Here is a 20,358-nt window from a genome sequence, read left to right as displayed (position 1 = left end):
CGTGAAACGAACTGTTCACCGTTTCGTCGGATCGGTGGGCATGTTTGTTAGCGTTGTGCCGGCGGGGCAGTGAAGCCCCCCATTGGCAAGGCGTCCTCGACGCCGGAACGGCCGGAGAGGACACCCGAGACGCGTGACGTTGTACCTGATCAGGAGAATCCTGAATTACGCGATCCTCACCCTCGTAGCCACGTCGATGGCCTACGTGCTCGCGAGCATCGGACTCGTGCCGGAGCGACGGTTCCTTCAGCGGAACCCTCCGGTTCCCCAGTCGACGATCGACGGGATCCTCGACCGCTGGGGCGTGAATCCTGAGGACCCTCTGCTGCTCCGACTCTTCCGCTGGCTGGGCAACCTCGTCACCCAGGGATCGCTCGGGCTGACGACGGGCAACCAGCCGGTCGTCGAGCAGATCTTCGTGCGCGCGGGCGTCAGCCTGCAGCTCCTGCTCGTCGGCTCGATCATCGGGGCCGTCCTGGGCGTGATCCTGGGAGTCTGGGGCGCGGTGCGGCAGTACCGCGCGAGCGATCGCATCGTCACCGCGGCCTCCTACCTCCTCTTCGCAACGCCCACCGTCGTCATGGCGATCCTGCTGATGATCCTGGCGACCTACTTCAACCAGGCTGCGGGTTCGCAGATCATCCGGTTCACGGGGCAGTACTCACCGGGCATACCCAACGAGTTCTGGCCGCAAGTGGGAGACCGGTTGTCGCACCTCCTGCTGCCGACCCTCGTCCTGATCCTCGGCGCCGCCGCCTCGTACAGCCGCTACCAGCGCAGCGCGATGCTCGATGTCCTGGGCGCCGACTACATCCGTACGGCGCGCTCGAAGGGACGCACCCGCGGATCGGCCCTCGTGCGCCACGGGGTGCGCGTCGCCCTCATCCCGATGTCGACCTTCTTCGCGTACAGCTTCGGCACGCTGGTCGCCGGCGCCACGATGCTGGAGATCATGTTCGGCTGGCACGGGATGGGTGAGTTGACGATCCAGGCGGTGCAGCAGGACGACATCAACGCCGTGGCGGGCTCGACGATGTTCGTCGCCGTTCTCATCCTGTGTTCGTCGACGCTGTCCGAAATCTTGTACGCCGCCCTCGATCCGCGCGTGCGGAGGTAATCATGGTCATCCCTCTCGAACAATCTGCCGAGGTCGCAGAGCTGTCGGTCTCGGCGGATCAGAAGACCCGCAAGCCGCTCACCCGTTCGCGCCTGATCTGGCAGCGGCTGCGGTCGTCGAAGCAGTTCTGGATCGGCGCCACGGTCCTCGTCGCCATCGTCCTGTGGGCTGTCATCGGGCCACTCGTGTGGCCGATCTCGCACACGACACGCGACTACTTCTCCCTGAACCAGGGACCGAGCCCGGCGCACCCGTTCGGGACCGACACCCTCGGCTACGACCTGTTCGCCCAGACGATGACCGGCCTGCGCATCTCCCTCATCGTCGGCTTCGTGGCGGGTCCGCTGGCGACGCTCATCGCGGGGTTCGTCGGCGCGATCGCCGGATACGTCGGAGGATGGAGCGACAAGGTCATCGCGTGGTTCATCGACCTCCTCCTCGTGCTGCCTGCCTTCTTCATCCTCGTCCTGCTCTTCCCCTTCTTCCGGGAGTCCGGCTGGATCGTCATGACCTTCTTCCTGGCCCTGTTCGGCTGGATGATCATGGCCCAGGTCATCAGGTCGCAGACGCGGTCGTTGCGCGAGCGCGAGTTCGTCAAGGCCGCGCGGTACATGGGCTTCGGCACCTGGTCGGTCGTCACCCGACACGTCGTTCCGAACGTCGCGTCGCTGCTGATCATCGACGCCACGCTGGGTGTGGGGGCGATGATCCTCGCCGAGACCAGCCTCAGCTTCTTCGGCTTCGGCGTGCAGGCGCCCGAAGTCTCCCTCGGCACCCTCATCGCGGCTGGTAACACCGCCGCGGCCACCCGACCCTGGCTTTTCGTGTTCCCCGCGGCGACGCTCGTCGTCCTGCTCCTGAGCCTGAGCCTCGTCGGCGACGCTCTCCGCGACGCCATCGATCCCACTTCCGGAGCCAACCGTGGTTGATGAACTGCTGCATTCGATCGAGGAGACCGTTCGCGACGTACGACGTCCGATCCTCGAGGTGAAGAACCTCTCCGTCACGTTCCCGCAGCGTGACCGGTCGCCCGTTCGCGCGGTGCGCGACGTGAGCTACACGATCCACGAGGGCGAGTTCCTCGGCATCGTGGGGGAGTCCGGCTCCGGCAAGTCGGTCTCGTCGCTCGCGGTGATGGGGCTGCTGCCTGATACGGCACAGATCGAGGGGGAGATCCTGTTCCAGGGGCAGAACCTCCTCGACCTGGACGACCGTCGCCTCTCCCGCATCCGAGGACGCGAACTGGCGATCATCTTCCAGGATCCGCTGTCGGCCCTGACCCCGGTCTACACCGTCGGCGACCAGATCTCCGAGGCGCTGCGGCTGCACGACTCAGCGCTCAGCAAGCAGGCGGCCGCCGCGCGTGCGGTCGAACTGCTGAAGGTCGTCGGCATCCCCGACGCGCCTCGTCGTGCCAAGGCGTTCCCGCACGAGTTCTCGGGCGGCATGCGTCAGCGCGCGATGATCGCCATCGCGATCGCGAACAATCCCCGCCTGATCATCGCGGACGAGCCGACGACGGCGCTCGACGTGACCATCCAGGCGCAGATCCTCGAGGTTCTCGAGGAGGCGAAGCGGATCACCGGCGCGGCCGTCTCCCTCATCACGCACGACCTCGGTGTCGTCGCCGGCCACGCCGACAACGTCGGCGTGATGTACGCCGGCAAGATGGTCGAGTACGGGAGCGTCGACACGATCTTCCGCGAGCCGGTGATGCCGTACACGGTCGGTCTCCTGCGGTCCGTGCCCAACATCCGCACAGCGGGGACCGAACGCCTCGTCCCTCTCGAGGGGCGTCCGCCGTCCCTCGCCTCCCTGCCTAAGGGGTGCCCGTTCGCGGAGCGCTGCCCCGCAGCGATCGCGGTCTGCCACGACGTCGAGCCCGAGCTCGTTCCTGCGGGACGTTCCGTCGGTCAGCTGGCTGCGTGCCACCGTTCCGACGAACTCGCCGAGGGGATCCTCCGGCGCTCCGACATCTTCCCGCGTCCCGAGCCGCTGCCTGCAGAGGTCGTCGCCGAGACGACCGAAGCCCCCATCGTCGAGGTCCGCTACCTCAAACGGCACTTCCCCCTCTACCGGGGCGGCGTGTTCCGTCGCCGTGTCGGCGACGTCAAGGCCGTCGACGGTGTGTCCTTCGACCTCCGGGAGGGCCGCGTGCTCGCCCTGGTGGGGGAGTCCGGATGCGGCAAGACGACCACCATCTTGGAGATGATGGAGCTCACTGCACCGCAGGGTGGACGGATCACCTTCGACGGCAAGGACGTCGCCTCGCTCACCCGCAAGGGCCGGCGCGAGCTCCGTCGCGACATCCAGATCGTGTTCCAGGATCCAGCCGCCGCCGTCGACCCGCGTCTCCCGATCGGCGAGGTCATCGCCGAGCCGCTGCTCGTACACGACGTCCCGAAGGCCGAGCGTGACGAGCGTGTGGTGGAACTCCTCGAACTCGTGGGGCTCGACCCCGCGATGGCGGATCGGTACCCGCACGAGTTCTCGGGCGGTCAGCGTCAGCGCATCGGCATCGCCCGCGCACTTGCGACCAACCCGAAGGTGCTCGTCCTCGACGAGCCGGTTTCAGCGCTCGACGTGTCCATCCAAGCCGGTGTCATCAACCTGTTGCAGGACCTCCGCGACCGGCTCGGACTGTCCATGGTGTTCGTCGCCCACGACCTGGCTGTGGTCCGCCAGCTGGCCGACGACGTGTCCGTCATGTACCTGGGACGGATCGTCGAGTCCGGCCCGATCGCCGAGGTGTTCAGCAACCCGCGGCATCCGTACACGCAGGCGCTCATGTCGGCGGCCCCGATCCCGGACCCGCACATCGAGCGCACCCGGGAACGCGTGCTGCTGGACGGCGACCTGCCGAGTCCGGCCGTCGAGATCCAGGGATGCCGCTTCCGCACCCGCTGCCCGCTGTTCCGCCTCCTCCCCGAAGACGATCAACGGCTCTGCCTCGGCGAGTATCCCGATCTGGCGAGGCGCGGCCGCGCCGAGGTGGCCTGCCACCACGTCGAGAAGAACGTCCTCGTCGTCACCTAACCCCTGAACTCCGTCTTTTCCGGCGGACCCAAGAAGAAAGTAGATGCACATGATCCGTAAGACAGCACTTGCGGGTCTTGCTGTGCTCAGCGCGGGAGCTCTCATGCTCACCGCCTGTGCTGGCGGGACCACGTCGTCGCCGTCGCCGTCCTCCTCGGCGTCGCCCGAATCGCTCCCCCTGGTCGGCTACGAGACGGTGGACTACGGCGACCTCACCGACGGTGGCACGCTCAACCTCTCCGTCACGAGCAGCCCGACGGATGAGGGCAGCTGGAACCCGAACCATGCCCTCGCCCAGAACGTCGACGTCCAGCGTCTCCTCGAGCCCACGCTCTCGTCGATGTGGGTCATCGCGGACGACGGCAGTTGGACCGCGAACCCGGACTACGCCACGTCCATCGAGCTGACCAGCGAAGAGCCCCAGGTGGTCACGGTCAAGCTGAACGAGAACGCCGTCTGGCCCGACGGCAAGCCGATCACCGCGGAGGACTACGTCGCGACGTACGCCGCCGCCGGTGGCGCTGCCGACGGCTACGAGACGGTCCCGTCGTCGGTGTTCGACGCCATCGACAAGGCTGAGGTCGTCAGCGAGTTCGAGTACACGGTCAGCTTCAAGGGCGCCTACGCCGACTGGCCGAGCCTGTTCAGCACCCCGGTGCTCCCGGCGGCGATCGCCAACGACAAGGAGGCCTTCAACAGCGGCTTCGCGTCCGAGGCCGTTCCCTCCGCAGGTCCGTACGTCGTCGACGCGATCGACAACAGCGCCAAGATCTTCAAGCTCGTCCCCAACCCGAACTGGTGGGGTGCCAACAAGCCGAAGCTCGACAGCATCACCTTCAAGGTCATCGCGCAGGAGACTCTGCCGCAGGCGTACTCCAACGATGAGATCGACGCGATCGAGATCCAGACGCCCGACGCCCTGGAGACCGCCAGCGGCAAGGCGGGCGCGGTCGTCGGCCGCTCCGGTGGTGTCACCTGGTCGCACCTGACCTTCAACGCGACCGCCGCGCCGTTCGACGACGTGAACGTCCGTAAGGCCATCGGTATGGCGATGGACCGCGAGCTGATCGCCCGCGTCGCCAACGAGCCCCTGGGCGCCCCGGCGACCACGCTCGGCGACTGGATCTTCATGCCCGGTCAGGCAGGCTACAGCGACGTCTTCGACGAGAAGATCGGCAGCGACCCGGCCAAGGCCGAGAGCACGCTGGAGGAAGCCGGCTGGACCAAGGAGGGCGACTCCTGGACGAAGGACGGCAAGCCGCTCGAGTTCGCGATCACCGTTCCCGCGGGCACGCAGTCGAACATCACCCGCGCTTTGGGCGTCCAGGACGCCCTCGCCAAGATCGGCGTCAAGGTCACCCTCAACGAGGTCCCCAGCGAGAACTACTTCACGAACATCGAGGCCGGGGACTTCCAGGCCGTCACGTTCGGGTGGCAGGGCACGCTGTTCCCGATCTCGTCCGCCGAGACGATCTACACCCCGGCTGACTCGCCGCAGAACTACTCGCGCGTGACGGACGACCGTCTCGCCGACCTGTGGGAGCAGGCCAACTCCGAGCTCGACGAGACCAAGCGTTTGGAGATCGCGAAGCAGATCAACGAGGTGATCGCCGACTTCCTGCCGAGCGTTCCGATCTACCCGTACCCCGAGGTGGTGGCCACCGACGAGGGTCTCGCCAACTACGGCACGGCGACGTTCAAGAACATCGACTGGTCGCTGGTCGGCTACACCGAGTGATCCGAGGATCGCTCATCAGCATCGCCTGATACACGGCGGGGCGGGGACCGAGAGGTCCTCGCCCCGTCGGCGTGTCGCCGTCTGCGGTAAAGTGGACTGCCGGCATCCCGGCATCACCCTCTCTGCAAGGAATCCCCTTCATGGCGCACGCCCTTCGTCCTGACCTCCGTAACGTCGCGATCGTCGCGCACGTCGACCACGGCAAGACGACGCTCGTCGATGCCATGCTCCGCCAGACCGGCTCGTTCGGTGAGCACGCGCACGTCGAAGAGCGCGCGATGGACTCGAACGACCTCGAGCGTGAGAAGGGGATCACGATCCTCGCCAAGAACACGGCGATCACGTACAACGGCATCCACACCGATGAGCCGATCACGATCAACGTGATCGACACCCCGGGCCACGCCGACTTCGGCGGCGAGGTCGAGCGCGGCCTGTCGATGGTCGACGGCGTCGTCCTTCTGGTGGATGCCTCCGAGGGCCCGCTCCCGCAGACTCGGTTCGTCCTGCGCAAGGCGCTCGAGGCGAAGCTGCCGGTCATCCTGCTCGTCAACAAGACCGATCGTCCTGACGCGCGCATCGCCGAGGTCGAGGAGGAGGCGCACGACCTGCTGCTGGGCCTCGCCTCCGACCTGCAGGACGATGTCCCCGACCTCGACGTCGACGCTCTGCTCGATGTCCCCGTCGTCTACGCCTCGGGGCGCGCCGGCGCGGCGTCCCGCACCCGGCCCGACAACGGCTCGCTGCCCGACAACGACGACCTCGAACCGCTGTTCGAGGCCATCCTGGAGCATGTCCCCGCTCCGGCGTACGACGACGAGGCGCCGTTGCAGGCCTGGGTCACGAACCTCGACTCGTCGCCGTTCCTCGGTCGCCTCGCGCTCCTGCGCGTCTTCAACGGCACGCTCAAGAAGGGTCAGACGGTCGCCTGGGTGCGTGCCGACGGCACGACGAGCAACGCCCGCGTCACGGAGCTCCTGAAGACCCGCGCGCTCGAGCGCTACCCGGCCGAGTCCGCCGGCCCCGGCGACATCGTCGCCATCGCCGGTTTCGAGAACATCACGATCGGCGAGACGATCGCCGACCCCGAGGACGTCCGCCCGCTGCCTGCGATCACGGTCGACGACCCCGCGATCTCGATGACCATCGGTACGAACACCTCGCCCCTCATGGGCAAGGTGAAGGGCCACAAGCTCACCGCACGCATGGTCAAGGACCGCCTCGACCGCGAGCTGATCGGCAACGTGTCGCTCAAGGTCGTCGACATCGGCAAGCCCGACGTGTGGGAGGTCCAGGGCCGTGGCGAGCTGGCGCTGGCGATCCTCGTCGAGAACATGCGTCGCGAGGGCTTCGAGCTCACGGTCGGCAAGCCGCAGGTCGTGACGCGTCGTGACGAGAACGGCAAGCTCACCGAGCCGTTCGAGCACCTCACGATCGACGCCCCCGAGGAGCACCTCGGCGCGATCACGCAGCTCATGGCCGGCCGCAAGGGCCGCATGGAGACCATGACGAACCACGGCACCGGCTGGGTGCGCATGGAGTTCATCGTCCCCTCGCGCGGTCTCATCGGCTTCCGGAGCGAATTCCTCACCATCACGCGCGGAACCGGCATCGCCAACGCGATTTCGCACGGCTACGACGAGTGGGCCGGTGCGATCTCGACGCGTCAGAACGGCTCGATCGTCGCCGACCGTTCGGGTGTCGTGACGCCGTTCGCGATGATCGCTCTGCAGGAGCGCATGAGCTTCTTCGTGCAGCCGACCGAAGAGGTCTACGAGGGCATGGTCATCGGCGAGAACTCGCGCGCCGACGACATGGACGTGAACATCACCAAGGAGAAGAAGCTCACGAACATGCGTTCGTCGACCTCCGACTCCTTCGAGTCGATGACGCCGCCGCGTGTGCTGACCCTCGAGGAGAGCCTCGAGTTCGCGCGCGACGACGAATGCGTCGAGGTCACGCCCGAGAAGGTCCGCATCCGCAAGGTCGTCCTCGACGCGACCGAGCGTGGCCGCACGGCGTCCCGCCTGAAGCGCCAGGACGCCGGCTCCTGACGGTGACGGGGGAGCAGCCTCCGACTCGTCGGGCCTGGCGTGACTCCCTCGGGGTCGTGCTCGCGACGAGTGCCTACGGCATCTCGTTCGGCGCACTCGCGGTGACGTCGGGCCTCGACGTCTGGCAGACGTGCGTCCTCAGCCTCCTGATGTTCACCGGCGGATCGCAGTTCGCGTTCGTCGGTGTCATCGGGGGAGGCGGACTGCCGGGCGCGGCGATCGCATCAGCGGGGCTCCTCGGCATCCGCAACGTCGCGTACGGGCTGCGGATGTCCCCGGTCATCGGCGAGGGCTTCTGGCGTCGTGCCGCGGCATCCCACTTCACGATCGACGAATCGACGGCCGTCGCGCTCGCGCAGCCGGATGCCGCGGCTCGCCGCGTCGGCTTCTGGGTGACGGGCATCGGCATCTACCTCGGCTGGAACGTGACGACCCTGGCGGGTGCCCTGCTGGGCGACGTGCTCGGCGACGTGAAGGCGTACGGATTGGATGCCGCGGCCGCCGCCGCCTTCCTCGCCCTGCTCTGGCCGCGCCTGCGTCGTCGTCAGGCGATCGCGGTGGGGGTCGCCGCCGCCGTGGTCGCCGTGGTTCTCACCCCCGCGCTCATGCCGGGAGTGCCGGTCCTCGTCGCCGCGCTGGTCGCAATAGTGGTGGGGTGGACCAACTGGTTCGCGTCGCGCACCTCCTCGCCTGGAGCCGCCGCGTGACGCTCTGGCATTCCGTTCTCCTGGCCTCCATCGTCTGCGTGGCGCTGAAGACCGCCGGCTACCTCGTTCCACCCGCCTGGTTCGAGGCGCCTCGGCCGTCGCGGACGATCGACCTCCTCACGGTCGCCCTCCTCTCCGCTCTCGTCGTCGTCCAGACCCTGGGCGTCGGCCAGGCGATCGTTGTGGACGCCCGAGTGCCGGCCGTCGTCGTCGCCGGGGGCCTCCTGGCGCTGCGGGCGCCCTTTCTGGTGGTGGTGCTGGCCGCGGCGGTCGTCGCTGCGCTCCTGCGGCTCTCGGGCCTCGCGGCCTGAGAGCACTCAGGTCCCGCGCCTAGACTGTGCGGGTGAACGCCCTCCTCGCCCGCATCGCCACCTGGGTGCTCGCCGCCGTCATCGGCGTCGTCTACGGCGCGGCGGGGACGATCGGGCAGGCCGCCGTCTGGGGAGTCATCCCGGTGGGCCTTCTGGTCGCATCCATCGGCTTCATCGCCCTGCTCATCGCCGTACGCACCCTCACGGGCGAGCGCACGTCCGCCCTCGCCTGCGGCATCGGTGCCATGCTCGCGACGCTCGTCTTCGCCAACGAGGGGCCGGGCGGTTCGGTAGTGGTCCCCGCGCCGCCGGAGGGTGCGGCGGTCACCCCCGGTCTCATCTGGACGTTCCTGGTCCCGCTGGCCGCTGCGCTCGTCGTCGCGTGGCCGACGGCATCCCGCCTCCGATCCACGAACTAGACTCGTCCTGTGACGTATGTGATCGCTCTCCCGTGCGTGGATGTGAAGGACCGAGCCTGCATCGACGAATGCCCCGTCGACTGCATCTACGAAGGCGAACGCTCTCTCTACATCCACCCCGATGAGTGCGTCGACTGCGGCGCCTGCGAACCGGTGTGCCCCGTCGAGGCCATCTACTACGAAGACGACCTCCCCGCCGAGTGGCAGGACTACTACACGGCGAACGTCGAGTTCTTCGAGGACCTCGGTTCGCCGGGTGGTGCCGCCAAGGTCGGCGTCATCGCCAAGGATCACCCCGTCATCGCCGGGCTGCCGCCGCAGGCGCACTGATCCGTCGATGAGCGTCCACGATCTCGCCGATTACCCGTGGGACGCCGTGGCCCCGTACGCGGAGCGCGCCCGGCAGCATCCCGACGGCATCGTCGACCTCTCGATCGGCTCGCCGGTCGACCCGACCCCGGCGGTCGTCGCCGACGCGCTGCGAAGCGCGACCGACGCCCACTCTTATCCGCAGACGGTCGGCACGCCCGCCCTGCGCGAGGCCATCGCCGGCTGGTACGCCCGCCGGCGCGGCGTTCCAGGATTGACTCCGGCGCACGTCATCCCGACGGTGGGCTCGAAGGAGCTCGTGGCCCTGCTGCCGCTTCTCCTGGGCGTCGGAGCGGGCGGCACCGTCGTTCACCCTCGCGCCGCGTACCCGTCCTACGAGGTGGGGGCGCGCCTCGTCGGTGCGACCGCACTCGCGTCGGACGATCCACGCGAGTGGCCGGAATCGACGCGTCTGGTGTGGCTGAACACCCCCGGGAATCCCGACGGCCGTGTCCTCGCCGTCGACGAGCTCCGTCGCGCGGCAGCCCGGGCGCGGGAGCTCGGTGCCGTGCTGGCCTCGGACGAGTGCTACGCCGAGTTGGGTTGGGAAGGTCCGTGGGCGGATGCCGCGGTCCCCAGCATCCTCGATCCCCGCGTCACCGACGGCGACCTGTCGGGCCTGCTGTCGGTCTACTCGCTGAGCAAGCAGTCGAACCTCGCCGGTTACCGTGCCGCTTTCCTCGCCGGCGATCCTGCGATCGTCGCGAGCCTCGTCACCGCGCGGAAGCACCTGGGGCTCATGGTCCCCGGTCCGGTGCAGGCCGCGATGATCGCGGCTCTCGGGGACGATGCCCACGTGGATCACCAGAAGGAGCTCTACCGCGCCCGTCGTGCCGTCCTCAAGCCGGCCGTCGAAGCCGCGAGGTTCCGAGTCGATCGGAGCGAGGGCGGGCTGTATCTCTGGGCAACGGCGGGGGAGGACGCGTGGACGTCACTCGGCAGGCTCGCCGAGCTCGGGATCCTGGCTGGCCCCGGACACTTCTACGGCGCTCACTTCCCCGAGCACATCCGCTTCTCTCTGACGGCGACCGACGATCGGATCGCGGTAGCCGCCGCACGACTGACGGCATCCACGTCGTAGGTTTCCTCACACGGATCGCTCGATCCGTTGGCGCCGTTCGGAGACGCGCTCACACCCCATTAGGCTGTAAAAACCGCCCCGACGACCGCAAGGAGGCTTCGTGACCAACGCGGACACCCCCCAGATGGCCACTGTGACCATCGGTGACAAGACCGCAGAGCTTCCGCTCGTCGCCGGTACCGAAGGCATCCCGAGCGTCGACTTCTCTTCTTTCACGAAGCAGACCGGCCACACGTCGCTGGACTACGGCTTCGTGAACACGGCATCGACGAAGTCTTCGATCACCTACATCGACGGCGATCAGGGCATCCTGCGCTATCGCGGATACCCGATCGAGCAGCTCGCGCAGCACAGCACGTACCTCGAGGTCGCCTGGCTCCTGCTCTACGGTGAGCTTCCCACGGCCGACGAGCTCGCCGGGTGGGACGAGAAGATCCGTCGCCACACGCTGCTGCACGAGGACCTCAAGCACTTCTTCTCGGCGCTCCCGCACACTGCGCACCCCATGTCGGTGCTGTCGGCGGCCACCGCCGCCCTCTCGACGTACTACGAGGGGCAGAGCGATCCGCACAACCCCGAGCACGTCGAGCTCAACACGATCCGCATGCTCGCGAAGCTCCCGGTCATCGCGGCGTACGCGCACAAGAAGAGCATCGGGCACGCTTTCCTGTACCCCGACAACTCGTTGAGCTTCGTGGACAACTTCCTCAAGCTGAACTTCGGCAACAACGCCGAGCCGTACGAGATCAACCCGGTCATGTCGCGCGCTCTCGAGCGGCTGCTGATCCTGCACGCGGATCACGAGCAGAACGCCTCGACGTCGACGGTGCGCCTCGTCGGATCGACCGGAGCGAATCAGTTCTCATCGATCTCCGCCGGGATCAACGCCCTCTACGGGCCGCTTCACGGCGGCGCGAACGAAGCCGTCCTCGACATGCTGGGCCGCATCCGCGATTCCGGAGAGAGCGTGCAGCGCTTCGTCGAGCGGGTCAAGAACAAGGAGGACGGTGTCAAGCTCATGGGCTTCGGGCACCGCGTCTATAAGAACTACGACCCGCGCGCGAAGCTCGTGAAGGAGTCCGCAGACGAGGTGCTCCGGGAGCTCGGTGTCGAGGACCCGCTGCTCGCCCTCGCGAACGAACTCGAAGAGATCGCGCTCAGCGACGACTACTTCAAGGAGCGTCGCCTCTACCCGAACGTCGACTTCTACACGGGCGTCATCTACAAGGCGATGGGCTTCCCCACGCGGATGTTCACCCCGCTGTTCGCGATCGGACGCCTGCCGGGCTGGCTCGCCCACTGGCGCGAGATGCAGAACGACCCGCAGACCAAGATCGGCCGCCCCCAGCAGCTGTACACCGGGGCCGGCGAGCGGGACTACCCGACCTCCCGCTGATCCGCGCCTCGCCCGCTAGGGTGAGCCCATGATGGTCCATGGGGGAGTCGTCGATGCAGTCCGTTTCGCGCCGGTGATGCCGGTGCCTGACGACGGGGACGGCGGGTTCTTCGATCCCGGGATGCCCGGGCCGGACATGGGTGCGGCCGGAGACGCGTTCGGTGCAGTGTTCGGGCTCGTGGTCGTCGTGATCCTCGGCGTCGCCGTGTTCGGATTCGTCGTCGCAATACGCAAGCACCGGATTCTGAAGGATGCCGGCGTCGATCCGTTCACGGTGGATGCGGCGATCGCCGCGAAGGTCCTCCGGAGCAACGCGCTCTCGCCGGCGGCGCCCACACCCGAACCCCGGCCCGCGCCGACGATCGAGATGCGTCTCGCCGAGCTCGATGACCTGCGCTCCCGCGGCGTCATCAGCGAGGAAGAGCACCGCGACGCGCGTGCGGCGGTGTTGCGGGGCTGAATCCCTCAGGCGTGCAGGTCGGCGTTCAACGTGACGCCGACGCCGTCGCGGCGCACCGCCTCGACAGCGCCGGTGAGCGAGTTCCGGCGGAACAGGATGCCGTCCTGGCCCGAGAGCTCTGCGCCCTTCGCCGTGGGACGCGTGCCGTCATGGCGCGCGGGTTCGCCGGCCAGGACGATCTTGGTACCCGCGGTCACGTAGAGGCCCGCTTCGACGATGCAGTCGTCGCCGAGGGAGATCCCGATGCCGGCGTTCGCGCCGAGCAGCGTGCGCCGGCCGATCGAGACGCGGTGGTCACCGCCTCCGGACAGCGTCCCCATGATGGAGGCGCCCCCGCCGATGTCGCTGCCGTCGCCGACGACGACGCCCTGAGAGATCCGGCCCTCCACCATCGAGGCGCCGAGGGTGCCGGCGTTGAAGTTCACGAAGCCCTCGTGCATCACCGTCGTGCCGGGTGCGAGGTGCGCGCCCAGGCGCACGCGGGAGGCATCCGCGATTCGGACTCCCGCCGGAACGACGTAGTCGGTGAGCCGGGGGAACTTGTCGAGACCGCTGACCTGGATCCCGGCGCGCTGCAGCCCCGGACGCAGACGCGTGAGGTCATCGGGGTGGACGGGGCCCGCGCTCGTCCACGCGACGTTCGGAAGGTGCCCGAAGACGCCGCTGAGGTTCAGCTCGTTCGGGGCGACCAGCAGGTGGGAGAGGGCGTGGAGACGCAGGTAGGCATCGGATGTGCCGGCGGGGGCAGCATCGAGGTCGATCTCGACGATGACGACATCGACGGTGACGCCGCGGCGCTCGTCCGAGCCGGCGAAGGCGGCGAGCTCACTCGTGTCGGCGTGGGAGGGGGCTCGGCCCGAGGCGGGAGCCGGGTACCAGGTGTCGAGCACCGTGCCGTTCTCGCTCGTCGTCGCCAGACCGATACCCCATACCCACCGCGCGTCACTCATGATTCCAGGCTATCGGCCCCTCGTTAGACTCGACGTCATGCCCCGGCTCGACCTCCGCTCCAGCGCCGTCGATCTGACGCGCACCATCTGCGACATCCCCAGCGTGTCCGACGATGAGACCGTCCTCGCCGACGCGATCTTCGAGGCCGTCTCGGCGCTGCCGCACCTCGAGGTGCACCGCGACGGCGACACGATCGTCGCTCGCACCTCGCTCGGGCGCGCGCAGCGCGTCGCGATCGCCGGGCACATCGACACCGTGCCGATCAACGCGAACGTCCCGACCCGGGACATCGACGTGGACGGCGAGGCGTTCCTGTGGGGACGCGGCACGGTCGACATGAAGGCGGGCGTCGCGGTGCAGCTGAAGCTCGCCGCGGAACTCACCGACCCCCGAGTCGACATCACCTGGATGTGGTACGACCACGAGGAGGTCGCGGCCGATCTCAACGGGCTCAACCGGCTCGCGGCATCCCGTCCCGACCTCTTCGAGGCGGACTTCGCGATCCTCGGCGAACCCTCGAACGGCGAGGTCGAGGGCGGCTGCAACGGCACGCTCCGCGCTGTCGTGCGCACCTCCGGCGTCCGCGCGCACAGCGCGCGTGCCTGGATCGGCGAGAACGCGATCCACAAGGCCGCGCCCGTCCTCAGCCGGCTCGCCGAGTACCGGCCCCGCGAGATCGAGGTCGACGGGCTCCTCTACCGCGAGGGACTCAACGCCGTCGCCATCCGTGGCGGGATCGCGGGCAACGTCATCCCCGACGCGTGCGAGGTCGACGTCAACTACCGCTTCGCCCCGAGCAAGGATGCCGCGGCCGCCGCCGCGCACGTGCGCGACGTCTTCGCCGGATTCGAGGTCGAGATCGTCGATCTCTCCGAGGGCGCCCGTCCGGGGCTCGACGCGCCCCTCGCACAGGAGTTCGTCGCCGCCGTCGGGGCGGTGCCGAAGCCGAAATACGGCTGGACCGACGTCGCCCGGTTCTCGGCGATGGGTGTGCCCGCCGTCAACTACGGCCCCGGTGACCCGTCCCTCGCCCACCACGACGAGGAGCGGGTTCCGCTCTCGCAGATCGAGGACGTCGAGCGGGGTCTGCGGGCATGGCTGATCGGCGACTGAGGACCGCAGCCTCCGTCGCCGGCACGGTCGCCGCGGTCTACGTCTCGGCGCGTCTGGTCACCACCCTCTTCTTCTGGATCGCCGCGGAGCTGTCGGGCCCGACCTCGCGATTCGGACCGGATGCCACGATCCAGTCGCTCGCGATGGGATGGGACTCCCAGTGGTACTGGGTCATCGCCGATCGCGGCTACCCGACCCAGCTCCCGGTGTCGGACACCGGTCAGGTCACCGAGAACGCCTGGGCGTTCATGCCGCTGTACCCGTGGCTGGCACGTGCTCTCGGGACGGTCCTCGGCGGCTACCCCGCCGGCGCCATCGCGCTGGCCGTCGTCGCGGGGTACGCGGCATCCGTCGTCCTGTTCCTCCTGCTCCGCGATCGCATCGGTGACACGGCGGCCCTGTGGACGGTGGTGTTCTTCGCCAACGGGCCGCTCGCCGCCGTGTTCCAGATGGGGTACGCGGAGTCGCTCCTGCTGCTGTGGCTGTTCCTCGCCCTCTGGGCGCTCGTGCGCCGGCGGTTCGGGTGGATCTATCCGCTCATCGTCGTGATGGGCTTCACGCGGCCCGGTGTGCTGGCTTTCGCGCTGCTCCTCGGTCTGTACGGCATACACCGGTGGTTCCGGCGCAGGCGCGACCCGCTGCCGACGTCGCACGTCGTCCACATCATCGCGCTGGGGGCGCTGGCCACCATCGTCGGCTTCTCCTGGCAGGTCATCGCCGGTGTCGTGACGGGGGATCCCTCTGCCTACCTCGACACCGAGCTCGCCTGGCGCCGGAGCTGGGTGGGGTCGGACGAGCATTTCCTTCCCTTCGCGGGATTCGTCCAGGCAGCCGGGATCTGGTTCGGCATCTGGGGCATCCCCGCACTGTGGGGGCCCGTCGTCCTCGTTCTGCTCGTGGCAGGCGCCGGGGCGCTCCTCCTCCGGTCACCGCAGGTCCGCAGGCTCGGGCCCGAGATCCGGCTGTGGGGGGCCAGCTATCTGGTCTACCTGCTGGCGGTGTTCTTCCCGCAGTCGAGCGTGTTCCGACTGCTCCTCCCGCTGACTCCCGTCGCGGCGGCCGTCGCGGTGCCGCGGGCGCGCTGGTGGCGGATCGGCGTTCTCGTGCTCTGCCTCGGTGCTCAGTGGCTCTGGATCCACGAGATGCTCGCCCTCGGGGACACGTTCTTCCGGATTCCGTGACGATAAGCGTCCGCTGAGAGGTGCGCGCGCCGAAGGCGTTCACCCCATTAGGTAGACTAATGGGGTAGGCCGAAGACGAAAGGGAGCCCCACAATGGCAGCCATGAAGCCGCGCACCGGAGACGGACCTATGGAGGCCGTCAAGGAGGGCCGTCTCATCATCGTGCGTGTTCCGCTCGAGGGGGGCGGTCGACTTGTCGTCTCGGTGAACGATGACGAAGCGAAAGAACTCCACAGCGTTCTCAGCGGGGTCGTCGGCGCCGCCTGACCCCGGTTCGATGCGAAAGGCCGGCCCCTCGGGGCCGGCCTTTTTCGTCATGTTCCGACGGCGGATCAGTTCGAGTCGGCGACGGTGGTCAGCTGGAGCAGACCCTCGCCGACGATGGAGAGCGCACCGAGGACCGCGGGCGAGGCCTGGGTCTCCTGGATCAGCGATCGATACGCGCTCTCGATCGGTCCGCGCTTGACCGGGTCGGCGACCGCCCCGCCGGCGAGGACGCGAGGCACGAGGACGGTGCCTCCGGCGCGCGCGAGACGCAAGCCGTGCTCCACGTACTCGATGACACCCTCGGGGTCGGCGTCGATGAGGACGATGTCGTACGACGCCTCGTTCATGCGAGGGAGGACGTCGGCGGCACGGCCGGTGATGAAGCGCACGCGAGCAGGCGGGACGCGGGCATCGGTGAACGCCTTCCGCGCCACCGCGAGGTGCTCGGGCTCCTTGTCGATGGTGGTGAGCGTCGCGCGCGGCGATCCGTGCAGCAGCCACAGACCCGAGACGCCACCGCCGGTCCCGATCTCGACGATGTTCAGCGCCCGGCTGGTCGCGGCGATGACCGCGCACTGCGCGCCCACCTCGGGACTGATCGGATTCGCGCCGATCTCGAGGGCGTGGGCGCGCGCCCGTGCGATGGCATCGGTCTCGACCGTCGCCTCAGCAGCGAACCGGCGTACCGCCTCGTGATCTCCCATGTCGTGAACCTCCACGCTCAGCCTAGGGGCGTGATCACCGCTGAACCCCCAGGCGCACGGGTAACCTGGGAACCATGTCATTCGGGCTCGATCTGGAGAAGATCCTCCTCATTGGGTTGATCGCCGCCCTCCTGCTCGGGCCCGAGCGTCTGCCCGGCTACGCCGCGTCGCTGGCGCGCCTCACGCGCCGGGTCCGCGAATGGCTCGACGGTGCACGGACGCGCGTCAAAGAGGAGATGGGTGACGACTTCGACGAGATCGAATGGCGCAAGCTCGATCCCCGTCAGTACGACCCGCGTCGGATCATCCGCGAGGCCCTCATCGACGATGCCCCGGTGAAGCCGGTGTCGGCCTCGCCCACCGCTGCCGTCGCGGTCGCCGAGCCGCTCGCCGGCGTCGCGGAGACGGATGCCGTGTCGGAGGCGCCGTCCACGGTGCCGTTCGACTCCGAGGCGACCTGAGCCGAGGCATCCGTTTCCGTCAGGTGCGCGACACCGGCAGCGACCGCCCCGCGAGCGAGCGCCGCGTCGACGTGATGGCGTCGGCGATCCCGGAGATCGCGCGGGCCGCAAGGTCGTCCGGTGCGCCCACCACCACGGGGACCCCCGCATCTCCGCCGCGGCGGAGCGCGGGGCTGAGGGGGACCGATCCGAGAAGGGGGACGACGACGTCGTCTGTGGCGAGCGCCGCCGCGACGGCTGCACCGCCGCCCTCGCCGAAGAGGTCGACGACGGAGCCGTCGGGCAGAGTGAACGCCGCCATGTTCTCGATGACGCCGAGGATCGACTGACCGGTCTGACGGGCGACGACGCCGCTACGGACGGCGACCTCGGCTGCGGCGGCCTGCGGCGTCGTCACCACGAGCACCTCGGCGTGGGGCAGCAGCTGTCCCACCGAGATCGCGACGTCGCCGGTACCGGGGGGCATGTCGATGAGCAGCACGTCGAGGTCGCCGAAGTGCACGTCCGTGAGGAACTGCTGCACCGTGCGGTGGAGCATCGGTCCGCGCCACGCGACGGCGGGGGAGGCGTCCGGCGGGAGGAACATGCCAATGGAGATCGTCTTCACGCCGTGGGCGACGGGCGGCAGCATGAGGTCGTCGAGCCGCGTCGGCTGGGGCGGACGACCGTCCGCGTCCGCGAGACCGAGGAGCCCCGGGATCGAGAACCCATGGACGTCGGCGTCGATGAGGCCCACCGCGAGTCCGCGAGCGGCGAGGGCGACGGCGAGGTTCGCGGTCACGGTGGACTTCCCCACGCCGCCCTTGCCACTCGTGACCGCGATGACCCGGGTCAGGGAGTCGGCGGTGAACGCCATCCGCTTGGTGCCGCGGATGCGCTCGACGAGGGCCGAACGCTCCGCGGGCGTCATGACGCCGACCTCCACGGCGACGCCGCTCACGCCCGCGACGGATGCCGCGGCATCCCGGACGTCCTTCTCGATGCGATCAGCGGCGGGACACCCGACGATGGTCAGCGCGATGCCCACGTGAGCGACGGCACCGTCCACGACGACGTCCCGGACCATGTCGAGCTCGCCGATCGGGCGGCGCAGCTCCGGGTCGATGACCGCGGCCACCGCCCGGCGGACGTCCTCTGCGGCGACGGCGCTCACGAGGTCGGAGAGGCGTCGCCGCGGCGGTCGGCGTCGCGCTCGTCGAGGCGGTCCAAGAGCGTCTTGAGCTCCTGGCGAAGGACGTCGCGGCTCACCACCTCGTTCTGCATGTCGGTGAGGGCCATACGGAGGGCCACGACCTCGCGGGCGAGGTACTCGGTGTCGGCGAGGTTCCGTTCGGCGCGCTGGCGGTCCTGCTCGATCTGCACGCGGTCGCGGTCGTCCTGACGGTTCTGCGCGAGCAGGATGAGGGGGGCGGCGTACGAGGCCTGGAGCGACAGCATGAGCGTGAGGGCCGTGAAGCCCAGTGCGGCGTCGTCGAAGCGGAGCTGGTCGGGTGCGGCGGTGTTCCACACGATCCACGCGACGCAGAACAGCGTGAGGATGAGCAGGAACGCGGGTGTCCCCATGGCCCGAGCGATCCACTCCGTGAATCGACCGAAGCGGTCACGGGAGGGCTGCGGCGCGCGGGTGAGGACGCTCGCCCGACGGCCGCGGGGAGCCTCGAATCCCGACTTCGGGGCCCGCGCCATCATCGCTGCGCCTCCGGGACGTCGCGCGGCGCATCCTGCGAGCGCCAGTCGTCGGGCAGGAGGTAGTCGATGACGTCGTCGACCGTGACCGTGCCGACGAGGTGGCGGGCCTGGTCGACGACAGGGAGCGAGACGAGGTTGTAGCTCGCCAGCAGGCGCGCCACCTCGGCGGCGCTGGCCGCGGTCGTCACGGGCTCCACCGTGTCGTCGATGATCGCGCCGAGGCGCTCGTGGGGCGGGTAGCGCAGCATCCGCTGGAAGTGGACCACGCCGAGCAGGCGTCCGGTCGGGGTCTCGTAGGGCGGGAGCGTCACGAACACGGCGGCCGCGAGGGCCGGGTGCAGCTCATGACGACGGATGAGGGCGAGCGCCTCGGCGACCGTCGCATCGGCGGACAGGACGATCGGCTCGCTCGTCATGAGACCGCCGGCTGTGTCGGGGCCATGCACGAGGAGGGCGCGGACGTCCTCGGCCTCTTCGGGCTCCATGAGATCGAGCAGCTGGCCGGCGCGCGCGTCGGACAGCTGACCGAGCACGTCGGCGGCGTCGTCCGGCTCCATCGCGTCGAGGACATCGGCGGCGCGCTCGTCGCCCAGGGCTTCGAGGATGTGCACCTGGTCGTCCTCGGGCATCTCCTCGAGTGCGTCGGCGAGGCGGTCGTCGGGAAGCTCTTCCGCGACCTCGAGCAGCCGCTCCTCGGGCAGGTCGAGGAGCGTGTTGGCGAGGTCGGCGGGCTTCAGCTCGGAGTAGGAGGCGACCAGGAGCTCGGCGGACTGCGTCTGGCCGGCGACCTGCTCCTCGCGGACGTCGTCCCACTGCGCGAACGTGGTCGGTCCTTTCGCGAACGGCGACGCGCTCGTCTTGGGTCGGCGCAGGAACAGCTGACCGACGTGCCACTCGCCGAGACGGTCGCGTTCGATGGCGACGTCCTCGATGACGGCCCGACCCGACCCGTCGCTCAGGTGCACGTTCCGGCCGATGAGCTCGGTCATGACCCGGACCTCGCCGCCGCGCTGCTCGAAGCGGCGAACGTTGATGAGTCCCGTCGTGATGACCTGGCCGCTCGCGATCGAGGTGACCCGTCCGATGGAGAGGAAGACATTGCGTCTGCCGGGGATCTCGACCACCAGGCCGACCACTCGCGGGGGGTCGTCCTTGCGGTAGATCACGACCACGTCGCGGACCCGCCCGAGGCGGTCTCCCGACGGGTCGAAGACGGCGCACCCGGTCAGGCGCGCGACGAAGACCCGCTGCGTACTCACCCGACCAGCGTAGTCGGCGGATCCCTCGCGGTTCCTGCGCCCACG

General features: G+C 68.9%; 21 protein-coding genes. 16 read left to right on the top strand and 5 right to left on the bottom strand.

The annotated features are described in order from the left end of the window. The first annotated feature begins 133 nt into the window (after positions 1–133). The 12 genes from ABCU91_RS10830 (at position 134) to ABCU91_RS10775 (ending at position 12,688) form a co-directional block, all read left to right on the top strand. A complete protein-coding gene (locus ABCU91_RS10830) occupies positions 134–1,117 on the top strand; it encodes an ABC transporter permease (RefSeq protein WP_413353674.1) in 984 nt (327 codons plus the stop codon). 2 nt (positions 1,118–1,119) lie between these two features. Continuing rightward, complete coding sequence (locus ABCU91_RS10825) at positions 1,120–2,046, top strand: ABC transporter permease (protein WP_413353673.1); 927 nt, start codon at positions 1,120–1,122, stop codon at positions 2,044–2,046. Then, the gene (locus ABCU91_RS10820) at positions 2,039–4,153 is read left to right on the top strand and encodes a dipeptide ABC transporter ATP-binding protein (protein WP_413353672.1); all 2,115 of its coding nucleotides are present in this window, start codon (positions 2,039–2,041) and stop codon (positions 4,151–4,153) included. The genes ABCU91_RS10825 and ABCU91_RS10820 overlap by 8 nt, the downstream gene beginning before the upstream one ends. 49 nt (positions 4,154–4,202) lie before the next feature. After that, positions 4,203–5,891 (top strand): ABC transporter family substrate-binding protein, encoded by a 1,689-nt coding sequence (locus ABCU91_RS10815; protein WP_413353671.1) that lies wholly within the window; start codon positions 4,203–4,205, stop codon positions 5,889–5,891. A gap of 140 nt (positions 5,892–6,031) precedes the next feature. Continuing rightward, positions 6,032–7,945, top strand: coding sequence for a translational GTPase TypA (gene typA / locus ABCU91_RS10810; RefSeq protein WP_406924029.1), 1,914 nt, complete (start codon positions 6,032–6,034; stop codon positions 7,943–7,945). 2 nt (positions 7,946–7,947) lie between these two features. Then, positions 7,948–8,652 carry an AzlC family ABC transporter permease gene (locus tag ABCU91_RS10805; protein WP_413353670.1) on the top strand — a complete coding sequence of 235 codons (705 nt, stop codon included), beginning with the start codon at positions 7,948–7,950 and terminating at the stop codon, positions 8,650–8,652. Next, a complete protein-coding gene (locus ABCU91_RS10800) occupies positions 8,649–8,963 on the top strand; it encodes an AzlD domain-containing protein (RefSeq protein WP_133400195.1) in 315 nt (104 codons plus the stop codon). Before ABCU91_RS10805 ends, ABCU91_RS10800 begins: the two co-directional genes overlap by 4 nt. A gap of 26 nt (positions 8,964–8,989) precedes the next feature. Next, entirely contained in the window at positions 8,990–9,382 is a 393-nt protein-coding gene (locus ABCU91_RS10795; RefSeq protein ID WP_406924031.1) for a histidinol dehydrogenase, read from the top strand. Positions 9,383–9,391: 9 nt separating this feature from the next. After that, positions 9,392–9,712, top strand: coding sequence for a ferredoxin (gene fdxA, locus ABCU91_RS10790; protein ID WP_018188277.1), 321 nt, complete (start codon positions 9,392–9,394; stop codon positions 9,710–9,712). 7 nt (positions 9,713–9,719) lie between these two features. Continuing rightward, on the top strand, positions 9,720–10,832 hold the full coding sequence (gene dapC / locus ABCU91_RS10785; RefSeq protein WP_413353669.1) for a succinyldiaminopimelate transaminase: 1,113 nt from the start codon (positions 9,720–9,722) through the stop codon (positions 10,830–10,832). Positions 10,833–10,956: 124 nt separating this feature from the next. Further along, positions 10,957–12,228, top strand: a complete 1,272-nt coding sequence (locus tag ABCU91_RS10780; protein ID WP_406924562.1) for a citrate synthase — start codon at positions 10,957–10,959, stop codon at positions 12,226–12,228. A gap of 28 nt (positions 12,229–12,256) precedes the next feature. Then, complete coding sequence (locus tag ABCU91_RS10775; protein WP_413353668.1) at positions 12,257–12,688, top strand: SHOCT domain-containing protein; 432 nt, start codon at positions 12,257–12,259, stop codon at positions 12,686–12,688. A gap of 5 nt (positions 12,689–12,693) precedes the next feature. On the opposite strand, the gene dapD is transcribed toward ABCU91_RS10775, so the two are convergent. Then, complete coding sequence (dapD, locus tag ABCU91_RS10770) at positions 12,694–13,638, bottom strand: 2,3,4,5-tetrahydropyridine-2,6-dicarboxylate N-succinyltransferase (RefSeq protein WP_413353667.1); 945 nt, start codon at positions 13,636–13,638, stop codon at positions 12,694–12,696. Positions 13,639–13,675: 37 nt separating this feature from the next. Between dapD and dapE the strand changes: the two genes are divergently transcribed. The 3 genes from dapE (at position 13,676) to ABCU91_RS10755 (ending at position 16,200) form a co-directional block, all read left to right on the top strand. Further along, the gene (dapE, locus tag ABCU91_RS10765) at positions 13,676–14,752 is read left to right on the top strand and encodes a succinyl-diaminopimelate desuccinylase (RefSeq protein WP_413353666.1); all 1,077 of its coding nucleotides are present in this window, start codon (positions 13,676–13,678) and stop codon (positions 14,750–14,752) included. Beyond that, a complete protein-coding gene (locus tag ABCU91_RS10760; RefSeq protein WP_413353665.1) occupies positions 14,734–15,933 on the top strand; it encodes a hypothetical protein in 1,200 nt (399 codons plus the stop codon). The genes dapE and ABCU91_RS10760 overlap by 19 nt, the downstream gene beginning before the upstream one ends. A 93-nt stretch (positions 15,934–16,026) precedes the next feature. Further along, positions 16,027–16,200 carry a DUF3117 domain-containing protein gene (locus ABCU91_RS10755; protein WP_064506455.1) on the top strand — a complete coding sequence of 58 codons (174 nt, stop codon included), beginning with the start codon at positions 16,027–16,029 and terminating at the stop codon, positions 16,198–16,200. A gap of 65 nt (positions 16,201–16,265) precedes the next feature. Here the strand turns inward: ABCU91_RS10755 and ABCU91_RS10750 are convergent, their stop codons facing one another. Next, on the bottom strand, positions 16,266–16,904 hold the full coding sequence (locus tag ABCU91_RS10750; protein ID WP_406924037.1) for an O-methyltransferase: 639 nt from the start codon (positions 16,902–16,904) through the stop codon (positions 16,266–16,268). A gap of 74 nt (positions 16,905–16,978) precedes the next feature. Between ABCU91_RS10750 and ABCU91_RS10745 the strand changes: the two genes are divergently transcribed. Next, positions 16,979–17,365 carry a Sec-independent protein translocase TatB gene (locus ABCU91_RS10745; RefSeq protein WP_413353664.1) on the top strand — a complete coding sequence of 129 codons (387 nt, stop codon included), beginning with the start codon at positions 16,979–16,981 and terminating at the stop codon, positions 17,363–17,365. Between the two features lie 19 nt (positions 17,366–17,384). Here the strand turns inward: ABCU91_RS10745 and ABCU91_RS10740 are convergent, their stop codons facing one another. The 3 genes from ABCU91_RS10740 to ABCU91_RS10730 are packed head-to-tail and all read right to left on the bottom strand — an operon-like array spanning position 17,385 to position 20,313. Beyond that, positions 17,385–18,518, bottom strand: coding sequence for an Mrp/NBP35 family ATP-binding protein (locus tag ABCU91_RS10740; protein WP_406924039.1), 1,134 nt, complete (start codon positions 18,516–18,518; stop codon positions 17,385–17,387). Further along, complete coding sequence (locus ABCU91_RS10735) at positions 18,515–19,051, bottom strand: DUF1003 domain-containing protein (RefSeq protein WP_091354419.1); 537 nt, start codon at positions 19,049–19,051, stop codon at positions 18,515–18,517. Before ABCU91_RS10735 ends, ABCU91_RS10740 begins: the two co-directional genes overlap by 4 nt. After that, positions 19,051–20,313, bottom strand: coding sequence for a magnesium transporter MgtE N-terminal domain-containing protein (locus tag ABCU91_RS10730; RefSeq protein ID WP_091354415.1), 1,263 nt, complete (start codon positions 20,311–20,313; stop codon positions 19,051–19,053). Before ABCU91_RS10730 ends, ABCU91_RS10735 begins: the two co-directional genes overlap by 1 nt. Positions 20,314–20,358 lie beyond the last annotated feature (45 nt).

It is taken from the genome of Microbacterium phoenicis (assembly GCF_047302325.1).
Classification (GTDB): Bacteria; Actinomycetota; Actinomycetes; order Actinomycetales; family Microbacteriaceae; genus Microbacterium.
This window is presented reverse-complemented; position numbering and strand designations above follow the sequence as displayed.

Bases quoted from the DNA above. Each gene is read 5' to 3' on its own strand.
- ABCU91_RS10825 (WP_413353673.1), top strand. From the start codon at position 1,120: ATGGTCATCCCTCTCGAACAATCTGCCGAGGTCGCAGAGCTGTCGGTC.
- ABCU91_RS10815 (WP_413353671.1), top strand. From the start codon at position 4,203: ATGATCCGTAAGACAGCACTTGCGGGTCTTGCTGTGCTCAGCGCGGGA.
- typA (WP_406924029.1), top strand. From the start codon at position 6,032: ATGGCGCACGCCCTTCGTCCTGACCTCCGTAACGTCGCGATCGTCGCG.
- dapC (WP_413353669.1), top strand. From the start codon at position 9,720: ATGAGCGTCCACGATCTCGCCGATTACCCGTGGGACGCCGTGGCCCCG.
- ABCU91_RS10780 (WP_406924562.1), top strand. From the start codon at position 10,957: ATGGCCACTGTGACCATCGGTGACAAGACCGCAGAGCTTCCGCTCGTC.
- ABCU91_RS10775 (WP_413353668.1), top strand. From the start codon at position 12,257: ATGATGGTCCATGGGGGAGTCGTCGATGCAGTCCGTTTCGCGCCGGTG.
- dapD (WP_413353667.1), bottom strand. From the start codon at position 13,638: ATGAGTGACGCGCGGTGGGTATGGGGTATCGGTCTGGCGACGACGAGC.
- dapE (WP_413353666.1), top strand. From the start codon at position 13,676: ATGCCCCGGCTCGACCTCCGCTCCAGCGCCGTCGATCTGACGCGCACC.
- ABCU91_RS10760 (WP_413353665.1), top strand. From the start codon at position 14,734: ATGGCTGATCGGCGACTGAGGACCGCAGCCTCCGTCGCCGGCACGGTC.
- ABCU91_RS10755 (WP_064506455.1), top strand. From the start codon at position 16,027: ATGGCAGCCATGAAGCCGCGCACCGGAGACGGACCTATGGAGGCCGTC.
- ABCU91_RS10750 (WP_406924037.1), bottom strand. From the start codon at position 16,904: ATGGGAGATCACGAGGCGGTACGCCGGTTCGCTGCTGAGGCGACGGTC.
- ABCU91_RS10745 (WP_413353664.1), top strand. From the start codon at position 16,979: ATGTCATTCGGGCTCGATCTGGAGAAGATCCTCCTCATTGGGTTGATC.
- ABCU91_RS10735 (WP_091354419.1), bottom strand. From the start codon at position 19,051: ATGGCGCGGGCCCCGAAGTCGGGATTCGAGGCTCCCCGCGGCCGTCGG.